20 protein-coding genes are annotated in these 23,172 nt (G+C 65.4%); 15 read left to right on the plus strand and 5 right to left on the minus strand.

Annotated elements, in window-relative coordinates; all coding sequences use genetic code 11:
- Positions 1 to 7 precede the first annotated feature (7 nt).
- From rplQ to ACFI9K_RS04920, 3 genes are all read left to right on the plus strand, one after another.
- Positions 8 to 760, plus strand: coding sequence for a 50S ribosomal protein L17, sunset domain variant (rplQ, locus tag ACFI9K_RS04910; RefSeq protein WP_462662480.1), 753 nt, complete (start codon positions 8 to 10; stop codon positions 758 to 760).
- A gap of 62 nt (positions 761 to 822) precedes the next feature.
- Positions 823 to 1,677, plus strand: coding sequence for a tRNA pseudouridine(38-40) synthase TruA (gene truA / locus ACFI9K_RS04915; protein ID WP_462662481.1), 855 nt, complete (start codon positions 823 to 825; stop codon positions 1,675 to 1,677).
- 30 nt (positions 1,678 to 1,707) lie between these two features.
- Entirely contained in the window at positions 1,708 to 2,265 is a 558-nt protein-coding gene (locus ACFI9K_RS04920) for an NADPH-dependent FMN reductase (protein WP_462662482.1), read from the plus strand.
- 7 nt (positions 2,266 to 2,272) lie between these two features.
- Here the strand turns inward: ACFI9K_RS04920 and eccE are convergent, their stop codons facing one another.
- Entirely contained in the window at positions 2,273 to 3,967 is a 1,695-nt protein-coding gene (gene eccE / locus ACFI9K_RS04925) for a type VII secretion protein EccE (RefSeq protein ID WP_462662483.1), read from the minus strand.
- Positions 3,968 to 4,097: 130 nt separating this feature from the next.
- Here eccE and eccB point away from each other — a divergent pair, with 130 nt between their 5' ends.
- Positions 4,098 to 5,552, plus strand: coding sequence for a type VII secretion protein EccB (gene eccB, locus ACFI9K_RS04930; RefSeq protein ID WP_462662484.1), 1,455 nt, complete (start codon positions 4,098 to 4,100; stop codon positions 5,550 to 5,552).
- 6 nt (positions 5,553 to 5,558) lie between these two features.
- On the opposite strand, the gene mycP is transcribed toward eccB, so the two are convergent.
- The 3 genes from mycP to ACFI9K_RS04945 form a co-directional block, all read right to left on the minus strand.
- The gene (gene mycP, locus ACFI9K_RS04935) at positions 5,559 to 6,938 is read right to left on the minus strand and encodes a type VII secretion-associated serine protease mycosin (RefSeq protein WP_462662736.1); all 1,380 of its coding nucleotides are present in this window, start codon (positions 6,936 to 6,938) and stop codon (positions 5,559 to 5,561) included.
- Positions 6,939 to 6,946: 8 nt separating this feature from the next.
- A complete protein-coding gene (gene eccD / locus ACFI9K_RS04940) occupies positions 6,947 to 8,635 on the minus strand; it encodes a type VII secretion integral membrane protein EccD (protein WP_462662485.1) in 1,689 nt (562 codons plus the stop codon).
- 126 nt (positions 8,636 to 8,761) lie between these two features.
- A complete protein-coding gene (locus ACFI9K_RS04945) occupies positions 8,762 to 9,751 on the minus strand; it encodes an LLM class flavin-dependent oxidoreductase (RefSeq protein ID WP_462662486.1) in 990 nt (329 codons plus the stop codon).
- A gap of 238 nt (positions 9,752 to 9,989) precedes the next feature.
- Between ACFI9K_RS04945 and eccCa the strand changes: the two genes are divergently transcribed.
- The 8 genes from eccCa (at position 9,990) to glmM (ending at position 19,362) form a co-directional block, all read left to right on the plus strand.
- Positions 9,990 to 13,982 carry a type VII secretion protein EccCa gene (eccCa, locus tag ACFI9K_RS04950; RefSeq protein WP_462662487.1) on the plus strand — a complete coding sequence of 1,331 codons (3,993 nt, stop codon included), beginning with the start codon at positions 9,990 to 9,992 and terminating at the stop codon, positions 13,980 to 13,982.
- Positions 13,979 to 15,463 (plus strand): type VII secretion-associated protein, encoded by a 1,485-nt coding sequence (locus ACFI9K_RS04955; RefSeq protein ID WP_462662488.1) that lies wholly within the window; start codon positions 13,979 to 13,981, stop codon positions 15,461 to 15,463. The genes eccCa and ACFI9K_RS04955 overlap by 4 nt, the downstream gene beginning before the upstream one ends.
- A 156-nt stretch (positions 15,464 to 15,619) precedes the next feature.
- The gene (locus tag ACFI9K_RS04960; RefSeq protein WP_462662489.1) at positions 15,620 to 15,985 is read left to right on the plus strand and encodes a WXG100 family type VII secretion target; all 366 of its coding nucleotides are present in this window, start codon (positions 15,620 to 15,622) and stop codon (positions 15,983 to 15,985) included.
- Between the two features lie 67 nt (positions 15,986 to 16,052).
- Positions 16,053 to 16,334 carry a WXG100 family type VII secretion target gene (locus tag ACFI9K_RS04965; RefSeq protein ID WP_032376663.1) on the plus strand — a complete coding sequence of 94 codons (282 nt, stop codon included), beginning with the start codon at positions 16,053 to 16,055 and terminating at the stop codon, positions 16,332 to 16,334.
- 95 nt (positions 16,335 to 16,429) lie between these two features.
- Positions 16,430 to 16,771, plus strand: a complete 342-nt coding sequence (locus ACFI9K_RS04970) for a TraR/DksA C4-type zinc finger protein (protein WP_462662490.1) — start codon at positions 16,430 to 16,432, stop codon at positions 16,769 to 16,771.
- A gap of 166 nt (positions 16,772 to 16,937) precedes the next feature.
- The gene (gene rplM, locus ACFI9K_RS04975) at positions 16,938 to 17,381 is read left to right on the plus strand and encodes a 50S ribosomal protein L13 (RefSeq protein ID WP_027496344.1); all 444 of its coding nucleotides are present in this window, start codon (positions 16,938 to 16,940) and stop codon (positions 17,379 to 17,381) included.
- Positions 17,378 to 17,905, plus strand: a complete 528-nt coding sequence (rpsI, locus tag ACFI9K_RS04980; RefSeq protein ID WP_222092864.1) for a 30S ribosomal protein S9 — start codon at positions 17,378 to 17,380, stop codon at positions 17,903 to 17,905. Before rplM ends, rpsI begins: the two co-directional genes overlap by 4 nt.
- A gap of 107 nt (positions 17,906 to 18,012) precedes the next feature.
- Positions 18,013 to 19,362, plus strand: coding sequence for a phosphoglucosamine mutase (gene glmM / locus ACFI9K_RS04985; protein ID WP_462662491.1), 1,350 nt, complete (start codon positions 18,013 to 18,015; stop codon positions 19,360 to 19,362).
- A gap of 4 nt (positions 19,363 to 19,366) precedes the next feature.
- Here the strand turns inward: glmM and ACFI9K_RS04990 are convergent, their stop codons facing one another.
- Positions 19,367 to 20,407 carry an LLM class F420-dependent oxidoreductase gene (locus ACFI9K_RS04990; protein ID WP_222092866.1) on the minus strand — a complete coding sequence of 347 codons (1,041 nt, stop codon included), beginning with the start codon at positions 20,405 to 20,407 and terminating at the stop codon, positions 19,367 to 19,369.
- 152 nt (positions 20,408 to 20,559) lie between these two features.
- On the opposite strand from ACFI9K_RS04990, the gene ACFI9K_RS04995 reads away from it, so the two are divergent.
- Genes ACFI9K_RS04995 through ACFI9K_RS05005 form a run of 3 tightly spaced genes read left to right on the plus strand, consistent with a single transcriptional unit; the run spans position 20,560 to position 23,158 of the window.
- Entirely contained in the window at positions 20,560 to 20,865 is a 306-nt protein-coding gene (locus tag ACFI9K_RS04995) for a type VII secretion target (protein ID WP_462662492.1), read from the plus strand.
- Positions 20,862 to 22,892, plus strand: coding sequence for a hypothetical protein (locus ACFI9K_RS05000; protein ID WP_462662493.1), 2,031 nt, complete (start codon positions 20,862 to 20,864; stop codon positions 22,890 to 22,892). The genes ACFI9K_RS04995 and ACFI9K_RS05000 overlap by 4 nt, the downstream gene beginning before the upstream one ends.
- The gene (locus tag ACFI9K_RS05005) at positions 22,889 to 23,158 is read left to right on the plus strand and encodes a hypothetical protein (protein WP_462662494.1); all 270 of its coding nucleotides are present in this window, start codon (positions 22,889 to 22,891) and stop codon (positions 23,156 to 23,158) included. Before ACFI9K_RS05000 ends, ACFI9K_RS05005 begins: the two co-directional genes overlap by 4 nt.
- Positions 23,159 to 23,172: the final 14 nt, after the last annotated feature.

Below are 23,172 nucleotides of genomic sequence, written 5' to 3' on the forward strand. Positions count from 1 at the left end.
ATTCATCATGCCCAAGCCCACCAAGGGCCGCCGTCTCGGCGGGTCGGCGTCGCACCAGAAGGCCATCCTGGCCAACCTGGCGACGTCACTCTTCGAGCACGGCCGCATCACCACCACCGAGTCGAAGGCCAAGCGCCTTCGTCCCCACGCCGAGAAGCTCGTCACCCACGCCAAAAAGGGTGATCTGGCGCATCGTCGTGAGGTTCTCAAGACGATCAACAACAAAGATGTCGTGCACAAGCTCTTCGCCGAGATCGGGCCTTTCTTCGCCGATCGCGACGGTGGCTACACGCGCATCATCAAGACCGTCCCCCGCAAGGGTGACAACTCGCCGATGGCCATCATCGAGCTCGTCAACGAGCAGACGGTGTCCAACGAAGCTGACCGCGCACGTCGCGTGAAGGCATCGAAGGCTGCTCCCGCCGCCGAGTCGTCCGCGGACAACGTCGTCGAGGCTGTCGAAGCCGACGCAACGGATGCCCAGGTCGCCAACGCCGACGCAGTGGTCGACGGTATCGAGGACAAGGACGCGCATGCGTCCAACGCCGAGGATGCTGCCGGCAGCCACGCTGTACTCGAAGATGGTAGCCAGCCCGAGGGGTTCCCGATCAAGGGCAACGCCGACTCGATGCTGTACCACGCTCCCGGAAGTCGTTTCTACGAGTCGACTGTTCCCGAGATCTGGTTCGCCACCGAGGCTGACGCCGAAGCAGCGGGTTACTCGCTGCCCAAGTCACAGCAGAAGTCCCACGACGCCTGATTCAGGTGCCCGAGGAACAACGTTCCACGCACGAGCCCGTCACCCCTAGGGGTGACGGGCTCGTGCGTCTGTCACCAGGGTCCACCGGGGTCGTCCGTGTGCGACTCGATATCTCCTACGACGGCACGAACTTCTCGGGCTGGGCACGACAACCGGGTATCCGCACGGTCTGCGGAGTGCTGGAAGAAGCGTTCTCGACTGTGCTTCGCCAGCCGATCGAGCTGACGGTCGCCGGCCGAACCGACGCGGGTGTGCACGCGAGCGGTCAGGTGGCACATTTCGACGCAGTCGGTGTGCCGGACGAACACGACCGGCTGATCCGAAGAATGGCGCGCTTCCTGCCCTCGGACGTCCGGGTTCGATCCATCACCGAGGTCTCGCCGGACTTCGACGCACGTTTCTCTGCCTACCGCCGTCACTACGAGTACCGGTTCGGCACAGCGCTCTACGGAGTCGACCCATTGGATGTTGCCGGGGTCGTGTCCTGGTCGCGGCCCATCGACCTGGAGGCGATTCGCGAAGCATCATCGGCGCTGCTGGGGCTGCACGACTTCGCGGCTTTCTGCAAGCGGCGCGAGGGTGCCACCACGGTGCGGGAATTGCAGCGTTTCGACTGGGAGCGCGACGGCGATCGGCTCACTGCGTACGTGAGCGCCGATGCATTCTGTTGGTCGATGGTTCGCAGCCTCGTCGGTGCCATGCAGGCAGTAGGAGAAGGACGTCGCACAGCGGATTGGGCGCGCTCTCTGCTGAGTCGACGTGAACGCTCCAGCGAGGTGACGGTGGCCCCGGCACACGGGCTCTCGTTGGTTCGCGTCGACTATCCGCCGTCCGACATGCTGGCCGCGCGAAACCTGGCCACTCGAGAGACGCGCACAGCGATTTCGGCCGACGGATGCTGCGGGGGAGAGGGCTGACACATCGCGACCCGGGCTACTGTCGGACCGATGCAGCCGATACTACTAGCGGTCGTCGTCGGTAGCGTCCGCGCCGGGCGCGTAGGCCCTACCGTCGCGGCCTGGGTCCGCAGCGTTGCAGCGCAGCGCTCGACGATCGAGGTGGTCGAGGTGGACTTGGCCGATTTCGATTTGCCCGCCGGCCTGATCGCGAACGACGACACCGAGCGCTTCACCAGGACGATCGGGGCGTGCGACGCGTTCGTGCTAGTGACACCCGAATACAACCACGGCGTTCCTGGATCGCTGAAGACGGCACTCGACACCGTGAAGTACGAGTGGCGCGCCAAGCCGGTGGGTTTCGTGTCCTACGGAGGGCTCGGCGGTGGCATCAGAGCGACCGAGCAGCTGCGACAGATCACTGCGGAATTGCACATGGTGTCCGTTCGCGACGCCGTATCGCTGCATCGTGTACGGAAGCGGTTCGACGACCAGGGTGGTATCGACGACGCCGCTGCCGTCGACGCCTTGGGGCGACTACTCGATCAAGTCGAGTGGTGGGCCGGCGCAGTGGGCGACGCACGACAGCACAGCGACTATCCAGGTTGAGGATCCGTCAGGCGCGCACGGCCGAACGCAGACTTCGCGGTCGACCGATGAACGCCGTTTCCTCAGGAATTGTCACCAGGGTCAGCTCTACGTCGAGCTGACCCGAGAGCACCCGGATCCGATCGCCCGACGCATGAGGTTGAACTATCGACACGTCCCATTGCGGGCGCAGCAGGCCCGGTGCACGTTCGGTTTCGTCGTCGCGCGGCACGTGCTCGAACAACGACACGACGGTCACCCCCGGGAGTGCCTGCTGGTCGGTCGGTTCCGATTCGTTCGCGAAGTCGATCAGAACCACGTCGTACGACGAGCGTGAACGGATCGTGTGGCCGTCGACCGATAGGCGATCGGGGGCACCTATCGAGTCGACGAGCGACCTCCACGCGTGCGGACGGTCGGTGCGAACGAGTGCCTTGGCTCCGGTAGCGATCGCGCGAAACAGTAGTTGCTGAGCCAGATAGAGTTCCCCGGCAATCCGGACTCGGACGAGACCTGGTCCGAACAGTCGCATCGCAACACCGTGTCCGGCTGCGTCGGAACCCAGAAGCTGGCCGCAACCGCTCACCGGAAGGTGCAAGGCGTCGAGCCGCGAAACGTCGAGTGTTCTGTTGGGAGACAAGAACTTCAGTCCGGGTACGGCCAGCGGTAGTTGTGCGAACATGCCGTCCCGTTGGCTTCCGCTCATGGAGGTCATTCTGCGGACGGGAGGTTTCGCGACTGAGGCTCGGGCGGCGAACCGGCACGATCCACTGACGCGAAGCTTTCCGATATCGCGGGTCGGCTCCAGATGGAAAGTCAACGTCGTTCCCAGAGACCGAGTCGACCACAGAAGGGCGATGTCCTCGGCAGTTGTCGAGCTGAAGTCGATTCCGAATCCAACGCTGGACACGCCCGGCAACGGTGCCGTCGTCCACGTCTGGGTCAGATCGTCCGTACCCACGCTCCGACATAGGTGCAATACCGCCGACCGAAGTTCTGCACTCGAGAGCAGTCGCGAGTTCGAACCTTCGGCCTGCAGAGCGCGCGCGACGCGTGTCGTGGCCACGACGGCGGTGCGTGCCGCCCCCGCCCGATCTCCTCCTCGGGCCTCCACTGCCCGGGCATTGGCCCGCACGTCGAGAGTCACTGCCACCCATACCGTCCGCGTCGCCACAGCGGGGAGCGGACCGATGAGGCTCTCGTACACCTCGGTGGCGGCATGACCCTGAGAGCTGCGGAACCCGAGTGCGGTGATGTCGATCGACGAGACAACGATGTCGTGTTGGTGCAGACACGACGCCAGCGTCTCGATGGGAACCGAGTACGGCGTGTCTGCGCTCGCTCTGCCGAGGACCGTCGTCACGTGCTGGGGCGGGTGGATCTCGATGACACAGGTGACCGTGTTGCGCTGCCAGTGAACACCGACGGATCGGCCCGCGAGGTCGTCGTGATCGGTCGTCACACCGATATCGGGGAAGCGGTTCGCGAGAAATCTCCACAGGACCCGGAACCAGTCGATGATCGGTCTGCGACGAACGGTCGCGAACGGAACGAGCGCCACCGCGGCGGCAGCGACCAATGCCCACAGGGGCCGCACCTGCGCTGCGAGCAGCACCAGAGACGTTGCTACGGCAGCGATCTCGGCGATGATCACGCGCCGGAGCGCGGGCACTGCGACAGGCGTCGCCATTCGGCCGATCCCCACCGAACCCGAACGTGCCATCTCGAACCCTCCCCCCGAAGGTGCACACCGATCGATCGCCGCCGATGCGGTCGCCGAGGTGTGCGGACGAACTGTACTGTGTCGCCTGACCCGAATGGGGATCGGGTCCGATCGATCCTGGGGAGGAACTGTGGCGTCCACGCCCACAACGAAGTGGCAGGTTGGCGGCTACCGCTTTCTCGTTCGCCGCATGGAACATGCTCTGATCAGACGTGACGCCCGAATGCTGCACGATCCGATGAAGTCGCAGTCCCGTGCGCTGCTGGTCGGTGTCGTCGTCGCATGTATCGGTTTGGCGGGATGTGCTGCGCTTGCATTGTTTCGGCCGCAGGACAAGATCGGTGACGCCTCGATCGTGGTCGGCAAGGATTCGGCTGCCATGTTCGTGAAGGTGGACGACGTGTTCCATCCGGTCCTCAATCTCGCGTCGGCCAGGCTTGTGGTCGGCAAGCCCGACGACCCGCTGACGGTCAAGGAATCCGAGCTTGCGTCCAGGCCCCGCGGAGCGCTGGTCGGCATTCCCGGTGCACCGTCTGCGCTGCCACACGATGCCGACGGCCGAGCCGAACTATGGACTGTGTGCGACACACTCGATCCGATCGCCGGGGTCACCTCCACCACGGTCGTCGCGGGCGACCTTCGGTACGGCGACACTGCAACCGCACTTGCCGACAACGAGGCATTTCTGTGGACCTCGAACGGAATGGCATACCTCGTCCACGACGGCACGAAGTCTCCGGTCGATCTGTCCGATCGGGCAGTGGTTCGTGCACTCGGGTTGGAGGACGCCACACCGTCGCCGGTGAGTGCCGGTCTACTCAATTCGGTGCCGCAGGCACCGGCCGTCGCGGCACCGTTCATTCCCCGAGCAGGCGAGCTTGCGCAGTTCCCGTTCGACGGTCGACCGATCGGTTCGGTCGTGAAAGTCGCCGGTCGCGACGTCCAGTACTACGTGGTGCTCGAGGACGGAATTCAAGCAATCAGCGAAACTGCTGCCCTGCTCATCAAGTTCACCGACTCGCAGGGAAGTCCTGATATCGCGGCGATCAACCCCGATGTTCTCCGCGCTGCGCCGAAAACATCGGTGGGACTGTCGGTTTCGACCTTTCCGCCGACTACTCCCGTGATCGTCGACATCGGTGAGCGGCCCGTGAACTGTCTGACCTGGGAACCGCTCGCGGTGGCCGACGGTGGGCCGTCGGCTCGACTCGTGGAGTCCGCCGGCCGCGGGCTGCCGCTCGAGTCCGGCGCGCAGCCGGTCACCCTGGCTCAAGCCGATGGCGGCGGCGACGCAGTGGACCAGGTCTTCCTGCCACCGGGCAGCGGCGGGTTCGTCCGCGGCACCGGAATCTCGACATCGAGTACCCGTCAGGACAGTTTGTTCTTCGTGGCCGACACCGGGGTTCGCTACGGAATCGACGGTAGCGAAGCCGCGTCGGCGCTGGGGTTCGGGCCACCCGCCCCCGCGCCGTGGCCGATCCTGCAACTACTCGGCACCGGTCCTACTCTCGGGCGCGGCCAGGCTCTGACGATGCACGACGGGATTGCTCCCGACCCACAGGCCGCAGCACTTCCGTCGAAGTAGCGACACTCAGTCCGGCGGACTCCGTCGTCGCAGAGGTACCGACAGCGCCAGACCGACCGCCAGAATTACCGCGACCATTATCGAACCTGTCGCCGCGATAGTCCGCGGGCGATGATCCGGTACAGGGGGTGGGAGTGGCGCGCTCATAGCGACACTCTCGGCAGGCACGGCCGGGGGAGCCGGCACCACGAGATCGGTCACTGCGGCCAGTGGATCGACGACGCCGTGACCGACCGACGGGTTCCATCCCTCGGCCGGCGCGTGGGCCGTTCGCTCGATTCGGTCCATCACTTCGAGCGCCGTCAGTTCGGGGCGGTGGGCACGCACCAGAGCAGCGACGGCAGCTACCAGCGGTGCCGCGAAACTCGTTCCGGACATAGGGTTTACGCCGTCGTTGCCCGCAGTGCCGTTCGCCAATCCGCTGCCCGTCGGCGAGAGCGACGTCATGTTCGAGCCCGGTGCGGCGACGTCGACCCATGGACCCGCGAGACTGAACGAGGACGGCGTGCCATCCGCTTCGACAGAACCGACCGTGAGAACGTCGTCGAACCAGGCCGGGGTCGCGATCGTTGCAAAGCCGTTCCATGGATCTGCGTCGGGCCGAAGGGGGTCGGTGCGCGGATTCTGCGCCTGGCAGGCTGCGCTGCCCAGGTTGCCCGCTGCGGCAACGACGACTCTGTTCATCTCACGGACGGCGTACTGCACCGCGGCCCCGAGCGAACCATCGGCCACACCGCCTCCGGCGGGTACGCAGGCCACCTCCGATATGTTGATGACCGATGCCCCGGAGTCCACCGCGGTTCTGATTGCCATGGCCATCGTGCGCACGTTCCCGTAGCCCGCGGCGTTCTCCGGTTCGGCGGACTTCTCCTCCTCGGGGCGGTTGTCGAAAATTTGAAACACATTGCTGGACTGGCGAATCGACAGAATGCGTGCGTCCGGCGCGCCGCCGGCAAATCCGCTGCCCGGCGAGGTCTGCGCGGCGATCAGACCTGCGACCATGGTGCCGTGCGCATCGCAGTCGAACAATCCGTCGCCCGCACTGACGTAGTCGCCACCCGGAATCAGGCCGGGCAACCGCGGATGCGCCGTGACGCCGGTGTCGATGACGGCAACCAGCTGACCGGCACCGCGGGTGATGGGCCAGACCGAAGCGAAGTCGAGCGCCTTCTGTGCGGTCGGCACTTCTTGCGCGTCGGATGTCTCGGACGGAAGGGTGCAGGCGTTCTTCTGCTCCGTGGGCTCGAGCGGGGCGGGAGCGCTCGGTTCGGGTAATTGAGCGGGATCGATCACGGGGCGTTCGGCACGAGCTGGAGACAAGCCGAAAACTGCGTTCGACAACACAGCCAGAGTGGTCAGCACAGCGAGGGCGATGGTGTGCCGCATACGCGGCGTCACAGACCGCGGACGACGCTGTACAGCCCACACACCCACACGGCGATCGGGATGACCAGGGCAATGACGGCGTACTCGAGAAGCTCGGCCGATCGGCGCATCACGGGCGAGTAGGTCCTTGTCGGCACGAATGCGCCGAAGATCGATGCCGTCGCGGCTCCGGCCACGGTCACTCCGAACAACGTGAGTCCGTGTTCGGGCAGCGCGATCACTGCGCCGACGAGCAGTGACAGACCGATGGTCGTTCCGCCTGCGACCAGCGGAACAGCATGTGCCACAACTGCATACGTGCGACCGCGCAGTAGCAGGACGAGAGCGCACAGGGCCGCGAGCGCAATTGCAGGCCACTGGGTGCCGCCGGTCTCGTCGGCCGCTGCAGCGAGCACACCCGCGACGACGACGACGGTGAACGCCATCAGCAGACCGGTCAGGTATTTTCTGGCTCGCGCTGCGGACTCCTGCAGATCCTCGAACGAGATCGCGTCGAGTTCGGCTTCCTCCACGGTGTCCAACGGTGCACCCGCAGTGGGAACCGGTGGGAGCGGTAGTTTGGCCTGCATCATCGACACGCGCGCGGAAAAAGCAATTCCCGCGAGACCGATGAGGGCCGCTGCGGTACCGATCGACGGTTGCGGAAGCGTGGTGAACAGCGTGCACACCGCCGCGAGGAACGTCAGCAACGCCAGCACGACAGCGGCGGTGAACAACGCGAAGCCGGTTCCGCCGATGCGCAGGGACAGCAAGGCAGTGGCGCCAGCCATGGCCGAACCCAACATCACCTGCGCCGCACCGAACTGTCCAGGCACGAGCAGAGTTCCGCCGGTGAACATCAGCGCAACGGCGCACCCGCCCAACAGCACCGCCACCGCGTCCTGCCGATACACCCGCCCCAGAATCACCCCTGCGATCGCGAAGAGAATCGACACGGTGATCACCGCCAGTCCTGCCACGAGATCGCCGACGTTCTCGGCGCCCGCGCTGATCGGCGCGCGCAACACCACTGCGCACGCCAACAACACCATCGCTGCGGTGATGACCGAACCCACGGTGCGCGCAGTGTTCGCAGTCCAGTGCGGCACGTCGTCACTGCCCGCGCTGGCAACGGAATACATCAAATCGTCGAACAGCGGAACCGGCACAGGCCGATCGGCGACGCCCAAGACGAGTAACTCACCGTCGCGGACCGACAGCTCGGCCAACGTCGCCGTCGGTGCCAGCGGAGGCCGGCCGATACGCGCAAGCGTCCACGCCACGGGCATGCCCTCGGACCCGGGATCCCCAGACCTCGAGCTAGGTTCCGCAGGCTCCACACCGGCTCTTCGGGGTCGTTCCGCAGGCTCCACTCCGGCTCTTCGGGGTCGTTCCGCAGGCTCCACTCCGGCTCTTCGGGGTCGTTCCGCAGGCTCCACACCGTGCAACCCGCGTCGTTCCGCAGGCTCCACTCCGGCTCTTCGGGGTCGTTCCGCAGGCTCCACTCCGGCAATCATGTCGATGATTCCCGGGACCAGCAGGGAGACCGGAACGTCGACAGGCAGCGCCATGTCCACCTGAGTGGATCGGGCCAATACCGTCACCCGGCACACTTCCTGCGCGAACACCGGATGAGTACCCGATGCTCGACGGTTCACCTCTGGTGCGGTGGTCGACGGCAGTGGGCCGACCGATGGACGGATGTCGGCGCGTGTCATGAAGATCCCCCCGGATGCCTGCTGTTGGTGTGCAGATGCCCGCCCCACCGTGCATCTGCGTGCACACCTTACGACATCACGATGACACGCAACGGCCCGTTGCGCCGCTCGCCGAGGACGTCGGCGTCATGCCGGAACGAGGTTGCTCACCTGTGCCAGCAACTCGAAGGAGCGGAGCCAGGATGCGCGGTCGGACATCCCGGAGGCGACGATCAGCTCGTCGGCACCCGTGCGCTCGGCGAATCGATCGAGATAATCCTTGACCATGTCCGGCGTACCGACTGCCGAGTATTTGGTCATCTTCGTGATCTGTTGTCCGGCGGGCGCTTCGAGAACCATGTCGGCTTCTTCGTCGGTGAAGGTCCGGCCGCGGCCGAGCAGAAGGCTGACTCGGCTTCGCTTGGTGCGGAGGAACTGCGCCTGCGCATCGGCGAGCGTATCGGCCGCGATCACGTTGACACCGACGATAAGGTGCGGCTCGGCCAGCTGTGCCGACGGCCGGAAATCCCGTCGGTAGATCGTGACAGCCTGTTCGAGCGCATCGGGTGCGAAGTGCGAGGCGAAGGCGAAAGGCAATCCGAGTGCAGCAGCGAGTTGAGCACCGAACAGTGACGATCCCAGAATGTAGAGCGGCACTTCGGTGCCGGCACCGGGCGTGGCGCTCACACCGGGTACCAACGACTCGGTCGACAGGTATCCCTGCAATTCCTGGACGTCTTGAGGAAAACGATCGGCGGACTCGGGATTACGGCGCATCGCGCGCATGGTCACCTGATCGCTTCCTGGGGCGCGGCCCAGGCCCAGGTCGATCCGGCCCGGGTACAGGGTCGCCAGCGTGCCGAATTGCTCTGCGATGGTCAGCGGCGCGTGATTGGGGAGCATGATGCCGCCGGAGCCGAGCCGGATCTTTTCGGTGTGGGCAGCGACGTGGGCAATGAGTACCGACGTGGCGGACGATGCGATCGTCTTCATGTTGTGGTGCTCGGCGTACCAGATGCGTCGGTACCCCCAGTTCTCGGCGTGCTGAGCGAGCGTGACGCTCGCGTCGAAGCTGTCGCGGACTGATTCGCCCTCGGCCACGTGTGCGAGATCGAGGATGGACAGGGGTACGGACACGGTAGGAGCCAGCCTTTCGTTCGTCGAGCGTGCGGCAAGAGAAGCCGCTTCTACTGCAACGGTGTCGTGCGGTGTTCTATTTCTCGAGTCCTCGACGCGCAGTTCAGCCCCTTCGGCGGTGCGAAATCGCGCAAGCGTGGACCACTCGATCTTTCATGCGTTAGCCTGTCGTCCACGTGGCCTCGGGGGGAGGTCGCAGCGAGTGCAGTTGTGGGGGCGCAGCCGTGGGGGCGGATCGATGAGTACCGTGCGCTTCGTTCGCGGTGCGCGCAGACAAGTGCCGCGGTCGCCGGGCGGTGAGCTGGATCTTCAGCCGCCACCCGCGATTCCGCGCGCGGTTCCCGGCAACCTGCTGATGAAGTTGATGCCGTTGGTGATGGTCGCTGCGATGGTCGGGATGGTCGCGCTGATGTTCACCTCGGGTGCGGCAGCCAATCCGATGATGCTGATGTTTCCCGCCATGATGCTGATGTCGATGGTGGGAATGCTGGCGGGCGGCGGCAAGTCCGGTGGGGCACGGACCGCCGAGGCGAACGAGGACCGCAAGGACTACCTTCGATATCTCGATCAGCTGCGTCGCGACGTCGCCGATACCGAACGTGCGCAGCGTAAGGCCCTCGAATGGAGCCACCCGGCACCCGAGACTCTGTGGTCGGTTGCCGGTACGGATCGGATGTGGGAACGGCGGCAATCGGATCCCGATTTCGCTCACGTCCGCGTCGGCTGCGGTGACCAAAGACTGGCCACCCGTCTCGTGCCGCCCGAGACAGGGCCCGTGGAGGAGCTCGAGCCAGTCTCGGCGGTGTCGCTGCGCCGCTTCGTTCGGGCTCACTCGGTGGTGTCTGCACTGCCTACCGCGGTATCGCTGAGGGGGTTCGCAGCGCTGTCGATCACAGGTGATCGCGACTGTGCCCGAGCGATGGTGCGCGCAATGTTGGCCTCTCTGTGCAGCTTCCACGGTCCCGACCATGTTGCGCTCGCGATAGTGTGCGGTCCGGACACGGTGGCACAGTGGGAGTGGACGAAGTGGCTTCCACACACTCAGCACGACGCGATGCGTGATGTCGCCGGCTCGTCTCGGATGATCTTCGGGAGCGTCCTCGAACTCGAGGGTGCGCTGGGCGATGTCCTCGCACTGAGAAACCGGTTCGCCCGCGGGGTGATCCCGGTTGCCGGTGTCGTCCAGTTGGTGATCGTGGTGGACGGCGGACTTCTCGACAACCGGTCGACCGATCTCACCGATACCGGCCTGGATTCCGTGACGATCATCGACTTGTCCGGTCTTTGCCCCCGACTCGCTGCATCACGCGGTCTTCAGTTGTTCGCCGAGAACGGATCGATCGGCGCGGTGAGCGGGACCACGGTCGAGGTGTTCGCCGTCGCAGATTCGATGAGTACCACTCAGGCGGACGCCGTTGCGCGACGCCTGTCGCCGTTTCGCGCTCCGTCCGCGTCGTCGGTGGTCGATGCCGTGGACGACGACGGGATCCGAGTCTCGGGATGGAACAGTCTGGTGGGTATCGCCGATGTGGGTGCTCTCGACACCGACCGGGCCTGGACGATGCGTCGCGGCCGCGACAGGCTGCGGGTGCCGATAGGTGTTGCGCCCGACGGTAGCGCAGTGGAGATCGACTTGAAGGAGTCGGCCGAGAACGGTATGGGTCCGCACGGATTGTGCATCGGTGCAACGGGTTCCGGGAAATCGGAGTTCCTGCGTACGTTGGTGCTCGGATTGGTGGCGACACATTCGCCCGAGCAATTGAACTTGGTGCTCGTCGACTTCAAGGGTGGCGCGACGTTCGCGGGCCTCGAGTCCGCACCCCACGTCGCCGCGGTGATCACCAACCTCTCGGAAGATTTGGCCTTGGTGGACCGCATGCGCGACGCCTTGGCCGGCGAGATGAACCGCCGGCAGGAGTTGTTGCGCTCGGCCGGAAACTTCGCGAACGTCACCGACTACGAGAAGGCGCGCGCCGCGGGCGCGGATCTGGCACCGATGCCCGCTCTGTTCGTGGTGGTCGACGAATTCTCCGAGTTGCTCAGTCAGCAGCCGGAATTCGCCGAGTTGTTCGTGGCGATCGGCAGGCTCGGACGGTCCCTGCACATGCACTTGCTCCTCGCCAGCCAAAGACTGGAAGAGGGTAAGCTGCGCGGACTGGACAGTCACTTGTCCTACCGCATCGGCCTGAAGACGTTCTCCGCGAACGAGTCTCGCTCGGTGCTCGGCGTTCCCGACGCCTACCACCTTCCTGCGCAACCCGGTGCGGGCTACCTCAAGTGCGATTCATCCGAAATCGTCAGGTTCGCTGCCGCGTACGTCTCCGGTCCCTACACACCACCGCGCGCGAGTTCCGGCGCGCGAGCCGTGCTGGGAGCCGACGTCAGACCGAGGCCCTTCACCGCCTATGCGGTGCCACTCGATTCCGTCGATGTGGGTCGTATCGCGGCCGCAGAGGTACCGGTGGACGAACCGGAGCCGGTCGACACCACCGGTGACACGGTGCTCGATGTGGTCGTCGGAAGAATCCGCGGGCGCGGGACGCCGGCCCACGAAGTGTGGTTGCCACCGCTCGACACCGCCCCCACGTTGACTCAGCTGCTGCCCCGGTCGGTCCTGACCGATCGCCTCGATCCGCGGACCACTCTGCGTGCCCCGATCGGCATCATCGACCGGCCTTTCGACCAGCGTCGCGATCTGCTGACCGTCGATCTCTCGGGCGCAGCAGGTCACGTTGCTATCGTCGGAGCGCCGCAATCGGGCAAGTCGACGGCACTGCGATCATTGATCCTGGCGCTGGCCATGACGCACTCACCGGCGCAGATTCAGTTCTACTGCTTGGATTTCGGTGGCGGAACACTGGCCGGTCTGGCCGGTCTGCCGCACGTCGGATCGGTGGCCAACAGGCTGGACGTCGATCGAGTTCGGCGGACCGTGGCCGAGGTTGCGAGCGTGGTGCGACAGCGAGAGAAGACCTTTCGTGATCGAGGAATCGATTCGATGGCCGAGTTTCGGCGTCGCCGTGCCACGCAACCCGTCGACCCCGTCGATCGCTTCGGGGACGTCTTTCTCGTCATCGACGGGTGGCCGTCCATCCGGTCCGACTTCGAGAGCCTGGAACAGTCGATCGCGACGCTGGCCACCCAGGGCCTTGCCTTCGGTCTGCATCTCGTCCTCACTGCGTCGCGATGGGCCGAAGTTCGGCCTGCGACGAAAGATCTGATCGGCACCCGGTTGGAATTGCGGCTCGGCGATTCGTCCGATTCGGACATCGGGCGTGCGAAGGCGGCGAGCGTGCCGGAAGGTCGGCCCGGGCGAGGAATGACCAGGGAAGGGCTGCACATGTCGATTGCCCTTCCTCGAGTGGACCAGCGCGCGTCCGTCGACGATCTGTCCCGTGCTGTCGGTGAATCGGTCGCTGCAATCGCCGCCGCGTCCACGGGAACCCCAGCGCCGCCGGTGCGGATGCTGCCCGAGATGCTCGATCGGTCGGCAATTCTCGCCCAGCTCGGCGATGCGTGGCCTCGAAGCCGTGGCGGCACTCCCGAACTCGGAGTTCCCATCGGAATCGACGAGGCCGAGTTGGCACCGGTGGTGCTCGATTTTGCAGAGAATCCGCACTTCGTGGTGTTCGGTGACAGTGAGTGCGGCAAGACGTCCCTGTTGCGCGGTATCTGTCGCTCACTGGCCCAGGCCAATTCGTCCGATCGGGTCAAGATCATCGTTGCCGACTATCGCAGAACGCTGCTCGGTACAGTCGATTCCGATCATCTTGCCGGCTACGCAGCCTCACAGGCGGCCTTGACCAGCATGATCGTCGATCTCGCCGGTCGTATGAGCGACCGCATGCCCGGATCCGATGTGACCCAACAACAGCTTCGCGACCGATCTTGGTGGGACGGACCCGAGGTGTTCGTCATCGTCGACGACTACGACCTGGTGGCCACGTCGTCGGGAAACCCGTTGGCACCGTTGGTGGAACACCTGCCGCACGCACGAGACATCGGGCTGCACCTCGTTGTGGCGCGTCGCTCGGGCGGTGCCGGCCGGGCGTTGTTCGACCCGGTCATCGGACGGCTGCGGGATCTGGTGACGCCGGGTCTGGTGATGAGCGGTAACCGCGACGAGGGGAACCTGCTCGGGACGGTACGGCCGAGCGGAATGCCGCCCGGACGAGGTGTGTTCGTCGATCGATCGGGTCAGGCTCTCGTTCAACTCGGGCATTCCAGTTGACCGACTCGTGGCGCTATGCGGCAGTACATCTGGGGTACACCGAGGTCTCGGTCGTCGCCACGAGCAACCCGCTCGAAGGGCCGAGAGAGCACACCGGGTCGGCATTCGCCACGGCAGAGGGTGGCCGTCTCGTGTTCGGTCGACACGACGTAGCGGGCGAGATACCTCCTCTGCTGTGTATCGACGACCCGTACATCGCAGTGGGAGCCTCGGTGTGGAACCGAGGCGAAGTGCTGCACGGAATCGTGTGGGCGGCACTGCAGAGCGCCGGGGTGCACGACCGACTCGACGTACTCGAGATCGCATATCCGTCCGCCTGGGGTGACGAGCGCACGGCTGTCCTGCGCACAACGTTCGCGGCGTCGGCGAACGAGGTCGTGCTCGTGGAAACGGCCGCAGCCGCGATCGAGACTTCGGGTGAACGCGCGCCGACTGCCGCGGTCGTCGTCGAAGTGGGTGCGCTCGACACGTCCGTGTTCGTCGTCGACGCATCGGGGTTGCACGGTGGTGACACCGGCGCCGTCGTCCGCTTCGGTGCCGGCGATGACGATGATTGGCGTCGAGCGGTCGGTGACTACGTTCGTTCGTCGGTCTCACCCTGCCCGGACGCGGTGTTCGTGGTGGCGTCGATCAATGGCGGAGCGGACCCCGTCTTCGATCGCCACACGAGGTGGCTGACCGGACTCGATGTCGCGAGGTCGCTGTACAGGCGGGCCGGGGCGGATCTCGAACCGGCACCGTCGGTTCCCGCCGCGACGACTCGGTCGGCGGCATGGCTCGACGACGTCACGGTGGTGCCTCCTCGACGGAATCCGTTCTCGTCTTCGATCGCAGTCGCGGCCGTTGCCACGGTCGCCGTCGTATCGGTCTGTGTAGGTGTGTATTTCACTTCTGTGTCGTCGGATGAGATCGACACCGCGGTGGCACAGCCCTTTTCGCCGGCCGTTGCGCCGAGCAGCAGTGCGTCGACGCCTCCCGCCGATGGACAACAGTCGGCGCAATCGACGGCGGAGTCGACGGCGGAGTCGACGGAGGCACCTCCGCCGGTCCGAACGGTGACGTTCGTATCGGGACGGGCGTCGATGCGGCTGCCGGCCACCTGGGCGAGGCTGGACGACCCGGACCGCATGGTGTTGATTCCGCCGACACCTCCGGAACGACGCATCGTCGTCACGGTGGCGGACCTGACGCCGGGTTCGACTCAGGAACAGGTAGCTGCCGAGCTTCGGTCGGCAGTCGATGCCCGCGGCCCGCAATCGACGATCGGATCGCTCGAAGCCGTCCGTGATTTCGGTGGTCGGGTCGGGATCGCCTACACCGAGACACCCGTCGACGACTCGACCGTGCTCTGGCGCGTGTTCGTCGAGTCCGATCTGCAGGTCAGTATCGGTTGCCAATTCGAGGGCGTCGATTCGGCCGTGATCGACGCCGAATGCGACCAGGCGACCCAAAGCCTGGAGATCGTCCCGGCCACGAGATGACGGACCAGAGTTTCTCGCGTGCAACCGGAACCGAAACGAGGGGTTGCTGCGTCCAAGGAGATGTAGGGGAGTGAGCAGGCCGATCACGGCCTCTCGGTCGAACAGCACGTGCGCCGCGGGTTCGCGTGATTCGAGTAACGAGTACAAGGAGTCGAAGTGGGATATCCAGGGGGACCGGAATCTACGGGTTCGTCGAACGGCGTCACAGTCACACCGCAGGAGCTCGTCGCTGCCGGAGCCACGATCGAGGGGCTGAGCGCGTCGATCAACGCCTCCAATTCGGCGGTTCGCTCCATCGTCGAACAGACCGCCGAAGCCTGGGTCGGCAAGGCGGGCAAATCGTTTCAGGACGTCATGGCGCAGTGGGACACCAGCGCGCAGAAGATGCGCAGCGCACTGGAACAGATCTCCGCGGACATCAAGACCAACGGCCACGGCTACTCCGACGCCGACGACGACAACGTGTCGGCCGTCAACCAGGTGGCCGGGTCCCTCGGCTCGGGCCTGTCCTCTTTCAAGTAGACCGTCGCATCCGGTGACCACGAGGCAAACCCATACAACCGAGCTCGACCAAGGAGAATGATCCGACATGAAATACGACTTCGCGCAGATCGCGGCGTTGACCGAGGCGATGAACAAGCAGGCGAACGTGACCAAGGACCTCCTCGGGGACGTGGACAGCACTGCGAAGCGGCTCTACGAATCGTGGGAGGGTGACGCGATGACGTCCTACTACGAGCTGCAGCGCCAGTGGAACTCTGCATCCGACGAACTCAATCTCATCTTGTCGAGCCTCGTTGCGGCCGCCCGAACCGGTGGCGAGACCATGCACGGCGTCGAGATGGCCAACAAGGCGCGAATGGCTCGCTGACGATTTCGCGGACCATGTCTGCCCCGACCGAAAGCTCGGTCGGGGCAGATGCCGTTTCCGGGGCATCCGAGCTCACCTCGGGGTCTACTGGAGCGATGACGGAGTTCGGGGGAGCACTCGAGGCCGAGTGGTCTCGCTCCGAACATCGACTCCAATCTCTGCGGGAAGAATTGGCATCGGTGATCGAAGGATCGCGCTGGACCACCGACGACGACGAGCACGATCCGGAAGGATCGACGATCGCGTTCGAGCGAGCGAAGATCGCGGCCCTGATCGGCGATGCGGAATCCGAGCTACGCGAGCTCGACGCGGCTGCTGCGCGGCTCGCCGCCGGGACGTACGGTGTCTGTGACCGGTGTGGCACCGCGATTCCGGCGATCAGGCTCGAGGCGCTGCCGGCCGCCCGCCGGTGCGTGCAGTGCGTTCGTCTGCGCTGAGGCGTTTTGACCTGGGGGACCACTGCCGGTATCGTCTCCCGTTGGCGTGTATGGGCTCGCCGCGCTTTCGAGCGCGGGTCGAGCTCTTGTCCTCGGGTCTCAACTGGCCGCCGAGGGCATCCACTCGTCTTGGCCAGCAGCGACATCATGAAGACAGGAATTTTCTGTGTCTACTTACGCCCCGAAGGCCGGGGACACCACCCGGACGTGGCATGTGATCGACGCCACGGACGTCGTGCTGGGACGCCTCGCCGTCCAGGCCGCGACTCTGCTCCGCGGTAAGCACAAGCCCACCTACGCACCCAACGTCGACGGTGGCGACTTCGTCGTCATCATCAACGCCGAGAAGGTTGCCATCAGCGGCAACAAGCTCGACGGCAAGTTCCACCACCACCACTCCGGCCACCCGGGCGGTCTGAAGTCGCGCTCGACTCGCCAGGTGCTCGAGAACAATCCCGATCGTCTCGTGGAGAAGGCCGTCGTCGGCATGATCCCCAAGAACAAGCTCGGTAATGCCATCGCGAGCAAGCTGAAGGTCTACGCGGGCCCGAACCACCCGCACGCCGCCCAGCAGCCCGTTCCGTTCGAGATCAAGCAGGTGTCCCAGTGACGGCGCCGGAGGGAAATGACGTGACGTCGCAGGAGAACATCGAAGAGATCGCCGCCGACGAGTTCGTGGCCGTCGAAGAGCCCGAGGTGACCTCGGACATCGAAGCCGCTGCTGCTGCTCCGGCCCCGATCGTGTTCGACCGCCCGATCCAGACCGTCGGTCGCCGTAAGGAAGCCGTCGCTCGTGTCCGGATGTCCTCGGGCTCCGGCGGATTCAAGCTCAACGGCCGCACCCTCGAGGATTACTTCCCCAACAAGGTGCACCAGCAGCTGATCAAGGCTCCTCTGGTCCTCGTCGATCGCGCAGAGTCCTTCGACATCGTCGCGCTGCTGCACGGCGGCGGACCGTCGGGACAGGCAGGCGCATTGCGCTTGGCCATCTCGCGCGCACTGATCGAGCTCACTCCTGATGATCGTCCGGCGCTCAAGGCAGCCGGCTTCCTCACCCGTGACGCCCGTGCAGTCGAGCGTAAGAAGTACGGCCTGAAGAAGGCCCGTAAGGCGTCGCAGTACTCCAAGCGCTGACGCGTCTCACCCGTTTCATCCTCGAGGGCAGGCCTCCCGCAGTATCGGACGCCTGCCCTCGAGGCATTTCCCACGACATTCTCTCCGCTCGAAGGAGTTCTTGTTTCATGGCGCGATTGTTCGGCACCGACGGGGTCCGGGGACTGGCGGGCGGGCTTCTGACCGCCGAGCTGGCATTGCAGATCGCACGAGCTGCGGCCACCGTGTTGGCACCGAACGTCGACGGCGACAGGCGCGTGGCGGTCGTAGGTCGCGATCCCCGCATCAGCGGAGCAATGCTGGGTGCCGCCGTGTCGGCCGGGCTCTCCGCCTCGGGTGTCGACGTGATCGACGTAGGGGTCCTACCCACGCCTGCGCTTGCCTACCTGACCGCCGAATACGGCGCAGCGCTCGGGGTGATGATCTCGGCGTCCCATAATGCGATGCCCGACAACGGAATCAAGATCTTTGCTGCGGGCGGGCACAAGCTGGACGACGACGTGGAAGACCGCATCGAGGCCGCGCTCGGCGACGGCACCGGAAGCGACGAACGCCCGCTGGACGCGACCGGTGCCGCGATCGGTCGAATCGAGCTCGCCCGAGACGCGGCCACCCGGTACATCGAGCACCTGGCTGCGTCGGTTTCGCATCGACTCGACGGTGTCAAGGTCGTGGTCGACTGCTCGCACGGCGCGGCCTCGGTCGTCGGGCCCGAGATCTATCGCCGGGCCGGCGCGACGGTCGTGGCCATCAATGCCGAGCCCAATGGACTCAACATCAACGACGGCTGCGGTTCCACTCATCTGGAAGGCCTGCAGAAGGCCGTCGTCGAACACGGGGCGGACCTCGGAATCGCGCACGACGGTGACGCGGACCGCTGCCTTGCGGTCGATGCGTCCGGTGCGGTGGTGGACGGGGACGCGATCATGGCCGTGCTGGCCATTGCCATGCGTGACGCGAATCAATTGACCGACAACACCTTGGTGGCCACGGTCATGAGCAATCTGGGTCTGCACATTGCGATGCGTGAAGCCGGAATCACGTTGCGCACCACGGCAGTCGGAGATCGCTACGTGCTCGAGGAATTGCGTCGTGGTGGATTCGCGTTGGGCGGTGAGCAGAGCGGACACGTGGTTCTTCCTGCCGTCGGCACCACGGGCGACGGCATCGCGACTGCGCTGCGACTGATGGAACGGATGGCGCAGACCGGCAGCAGTCTCGCGGACCTGGCGTCGGCGATGCGGACCCTGCCGCAGGTGCTCATCAACGTGCGAGTGACGGACAAAGCAGCAGTGGCGTCGGCCCCGTCGGTATCGGACGCCGTCGCCGTGGCCGAGCGCGAACTCGGCGAGTCGGGCCGAGTTCTGTTGCGGCCCAGCGGTACCGAGCAGCTGGTGCGAGTGATGGTCGAGGCGTCCGAGCTGGACGTGGCGACCCGGCTCGCAGAAGAGCTCGCGGGCCGGGTCGCATCGGTCTGAGGTCTCAGGCGGTGAGTTCGCGCAGCGCTGTCAACTGCGCGACGCGTCCCGCGGTGTTCTCGGCCAGCGGCGCGACGTTGAGAGTGGTGACGCCCGCTTCGGCGAAGGCAGCGACCCGCTCCTTGACGTAGCTTTCCGGGCCGATCAGGTTCACTGCGCGAGCCAGTTCGTCGGGGACCGCAGCGGCCGCTTCTTCTTTCTTGCCCGCGAGATACAGATCCTGGATCTTCTCGGCTTCGGCCTCGTAGCCGTAACGCTGAGCCAGCGAATTGTAGAAGTTCTTGCCCTTGGCACCCATGCCGCCGATGTACAGCGCAAGGTGTGGCTTGACCCAGGGTAGGTACTTCTCGGCGTCCTCGCCGATGGCCAGGGTGGGACTTGCGAACACCTGTAGTTCGCCGAGCGACGGATCACGCTTGGCCTTGCCCGCTGCAAGCGATTCACCCCAGACGTCGGCTGCCTTCTCGGGGAAGTAGAAGATGGGCTGCCAGCCCTCGGCGATCTCGGCAGTGAGCTCGACGTTCTTGGGTCCCAGAGCTGCAATGACCACTGGAATACGATCGCGCACAGGGTGATTGATCAGCTTGAGGGGTTTACCGAGGCCGGTGCCCTGGTCGGCCGGCAGGGGAATCTGGTAGTGCTTGCCCTGGTACTGCACCTTCTCGCGACGCCAGACCTGACGGCAGATCTCGATGACCTCGCGGGTTCGGGCGATCGGTGCGTCATATTTGACGCCGTGAAAGCCTTCGACGACCTGCGGCCCGGATGCGCCGAGCCCGAGTACGAAACGGCCGTCCGATACGTAGTCGAGACCGGCGGCGGTCATGGCGGTCAGTGACGGTGTCCTGGTGTAGATCTGAAAGATGCCGGACGCGATCTTGATCGTGCTCGTCTTTGCGGCGAGGAACCCGAGTTGGCTGACGGCGTCGAACGAGTAGGCCTCGGGCACGAAAATGATGTCGAGACCTGCCTTCTCCAGCTCGGCGACCTCGGCAACGGTCTCGTTGAAGCCACCGCTGTAGTTCAGCATCGTTCCGATGTGCATAGGACTCCTCGTTCGGTGAGCAGCTGGTGCAGCTACTTCAGGTACCTGTTACTGACATTTCACATCGGGACGTTACCGCTCGCTGGGGAACCGATGTGCGTCGGCGCACGTCATAGTGAGAAAGGGGCACATCGAGGGCGAGACGGGGACGTATGAGTGAGGGATTCTGGGTGGACGCGGTCCGCGTTCGCAGCGTTGCAGAAGCCTTGGCGGTATCGGCAGACGCACTCGCCGACGCGACAGAGACGCTGGCCGAACCCGGCTTCGGTGCGGCGGGAGCCGGACGGAACTACGGCGACCTCGGCTCTGCGTACACCGAGGCTCACCATGGCCTCGCACGGGCTGTCGAATCGTGGAGGACCTCGGTCGAGGACGTCTCCGATGCGATCTTCGCTGCTATCGACGACTACGAAGGCCAGGACGACAGCACAGCGGACGCTATCGAGTCGCCTCGATGACTACTCCTTCCGTGTCGCCGGGGCAGAGCTCGTCCATAGACGAAATACTCGATGCGAAGGCGATGGGGCTGCTGTACTTCGAGCGCTTCCTGCCACTCGTCGCACGGGTACGGAGCAGTCAGGAGTTCCCGACGTACGAGCAGGTCTGCGCGAGGTACGACGAGCAACGTGGCTTGAATCTCGGTGCGCTGAGCCGAGATGCTGACGCCCTCGAAGCGTTGACGGTGACACTCGGCGATCAACACGAAGAACAGGTCCAATTGCGCCGAGTTCTGCAGATGCGGTGGTTCGGCGAGGCAGGCGACGCCGTACAGACCTATCTCTCGTCCGAAGAGCAGGCAGTGGCCGAGTTCCTGACATCGATCGAGGGTGCCCACCAAACGATGTCCGCGTGCGTCGATGTTCTTCGCGACGCGGTCACCGACAAGGCAGAACTGGTCGGGAGTCTCGACATCGAGGCCGTGGACGGGAAGAGCGCCGACGAGATCGACGCCATCGTGCTCGCGTCGGGAATCGAATGCGTTCCGATCGATCGAGGGTCGGTGTTTCCTCGGTTGGCGACAGCATTCGAGGAGCTGGCCGAACGCGCGCGTAGTACAGACGTATCGGACGAGTTCGCGGCCGAGGCGGGACAGCAATGCAGGGACTGGATCGCCCAGCAGTTCGTCCCGAGAATGAAGGCCACCTGCGATGCTGTGCTCGACGCGTGCGCAGCGACGGACACGGCTGTGAGAGACAGCATGGCGTTGCTGGTCGAGGGTGTGGGCGGAGTACACGACTTGTCGTTCGGAGATCTCGACGAGCGTCGTTGGATGATCGCAACCGGGCCAGCGGTTTCCGATCCGTGGCCACCGTCCTACGGCCCGTGGTCACCGCCTGCCGCCACGCAACCTGCTCCTGCGGAACCGGCAGCCATCGACGCGCCGGGGAATGCGGATCCGATCACCGGCGCACCCAAGGCCCACGGCGGGACGGATTCGTCGGATCCACGCCGAAGAGAAGATGCACCCGCCAGGGAGGCGGGCGATCCGCTGGGCGCACTCGTGGACCGGGTGGTTGCCGAGATCGTCGATCGCGTCGACGAAGCGTTGAGTGGTGCAGTCCCGGACGAGGACAATGCAGACGAGGAAAATGCAGACGAGGACTACGCAGATGAGCGAGGTGCTGACGATCGGTCTGCAGATGAGCGCGGTCCTGATGACTCGCGTGCCGACCATCGCAGTGTCGGCGACGCGACGGCTCCGCCCGCTGCAGAACCGGAGGGTGGACCGGCACCGCGCGACGATTCTGTCGGCTCGCGAACGGAGCCGATGCCAACGTCGCCGCCGGAGCTGTCGACTTCGGCCGATCCGATGGTGCCCGGGGCCACCGCCGAGCGCGGCCACCTCGAGGCCGAGCTCGATGGGCATCGCGCCCGCATCGCACTCGAACACGACGGTGCGCTCTCGCTCCAACTCGACACCCCGGGGCTCGGGGTTCGGTCGTTCCAGTTGAGAATCGGTCCGTTCGGGCTGCCCGAGATCGTCGAGATACCCGGTGCTGCAGACAATGTGGATGCGGACCAGTCATCGATGCAGGCTGTTCTACCGCCGGACCGACCCGCACCGCCGGCCGACTCTCCTCCTGCCGATCCTCCTCCTGCCGACCCTGCTTCGACCGACCCTGCTCCGACCGACTCGGCTGGATCCGGTTCGACACCGCCCGAGCCACCAGCACCTGGCCCCGCGCCGAGCGAGCCCGCACCCAGCGAGCCTGCACCGAGCGAACCTGCACCGACCCAGCCTGCACCGCCCGGGCCAGTACCGACGGAGGGATCGTCCGGCGCACACTCGGACGAAGTGCAGGCGCAGTGTGAGCCGGAATCGTCGACGGTCGACTCGCCCCCTAGCCAGAACCCGAAGGAGGACCCGAATGAAGGCCGTCTATCTCCCGCCCAGCACCCCGTGTCGGCGGACCTCCCGCGTCCTCCGGCCGTATCGCCAGATCCGGCCACCGGTGCCGGCTTGAGTGAGGCGGGAACACTGTGAGCGCGGACAGCGGTTGGCGGCGCGAGTTGCACCGAATTCGCGACGAACATCGCGACGCCATGGCACGCGCGTCAGAGGCGGTGCGGCAGGCTCAGACCCCCACTATCGGTTCCGAGCAGCCTCGTGCACACCCTCTGGCCACGTCGGATCCGGAGGCCGAGCCGGAGCCGGGCCCGGTGTTGCAGCCTGCTCATCTCGACCGGCGAGAACCCGTCCCGCATGTCGAGACCGAGCCCGAAGAACGGCCGCGAACCTGGCTGGTCTGATCCGGGACGGCGTC

Source organism: Rhodococcus sp. PSi06 (genome assembly GCF_054960675.1).

Excerpts from the sequence above, each read along its gene's own strand:
- ACFI9K_RS05000 (WP_462662493.1), top strand. The coding sequence starts at position 20,862 with ATGACTACTCCTTCCGTGTCGCCGGGGCAGAGCTCGTCCATAGACGAA.
- ACFI9K_RS04970 (WP_462662490.1), top strand. The coding sequence starts at position 16,430 with ATGACGGAGTTCGGGGGAGCACTCGAGGCCGAGTGGTCTCGCTCCGAA.
- ACFI9K_RS04965 (WP_032376663.1), top strand. The coding sequence starts at position 16,053 with ATGAAATACGACTTCGCGCAGATCGCGGCGTTGACCGAGGCGATGAAC.
- eccE (WP_462662483.1), bottom strand. The coding sequence starts at position 3,967 with ATGGCACGTTCGGGTTCGGTGGGGATCGGCCGAATGGCGACGCCTGTC.
- eccD (WP_462662485.1), bottom strand. The coding sequence starts at position 8,635 with ATGACACGCGCCGACATCCGTCCATCGGTCGGCCCACTGCCGTCGACC.
- ACFI9K_RS04920 (WP_462662482.1), top strand. The coding sequence starts at position 1,708 with ATGCAGCCGATACTACTAGCGGTCGTCGTCGGTAGCGTCCGCGCCGGG.
- ACFI9K_RS04990 (WP_222092866.1), bottom strand. The coding sequence starts at position 20,407 with ATGCACATCGGAACGATGCTGAACTACAGCGGTGGCTTCAACGAGACC.
- glmM (WP_462662491.1), top strand. The coding sequence starts at position 18,013 with ATGGCGCGATTGTTCGGCACCGACGGGGTCCGGGGACTGGCGGGCGGG.
- mycP (WP_462662736.1), bottom strand. The coding sequence starts at position 6,938 with ATGCGGCACACCATCGCCCTCGCTGTGCTGACCACTCTGGCTGTGTTG.
- eccCa (WP_462662487.1), top strand. The coding sequence starts at position 9,990 with ATGAGTACCGTGCGCTTCGTTCGCGGTGCGCGCAGACAAGTGCCGCGG.
- ACFI9K_RS04995 (WP_462662492.1), top strand. The coding sequence starts at position 20,560 with ATGAGTGAGGGATTCTGGGTGGACGCGGTCCGCGTTCGCAGCGTTGCA.
- rplQ (WP_462662480.1), top strand. The coding sequence starts at position 8 with ATGCCCAAGCCCACCAAGGGCCGCCGTCTCGGCGGGTCGGCGTCGCAC.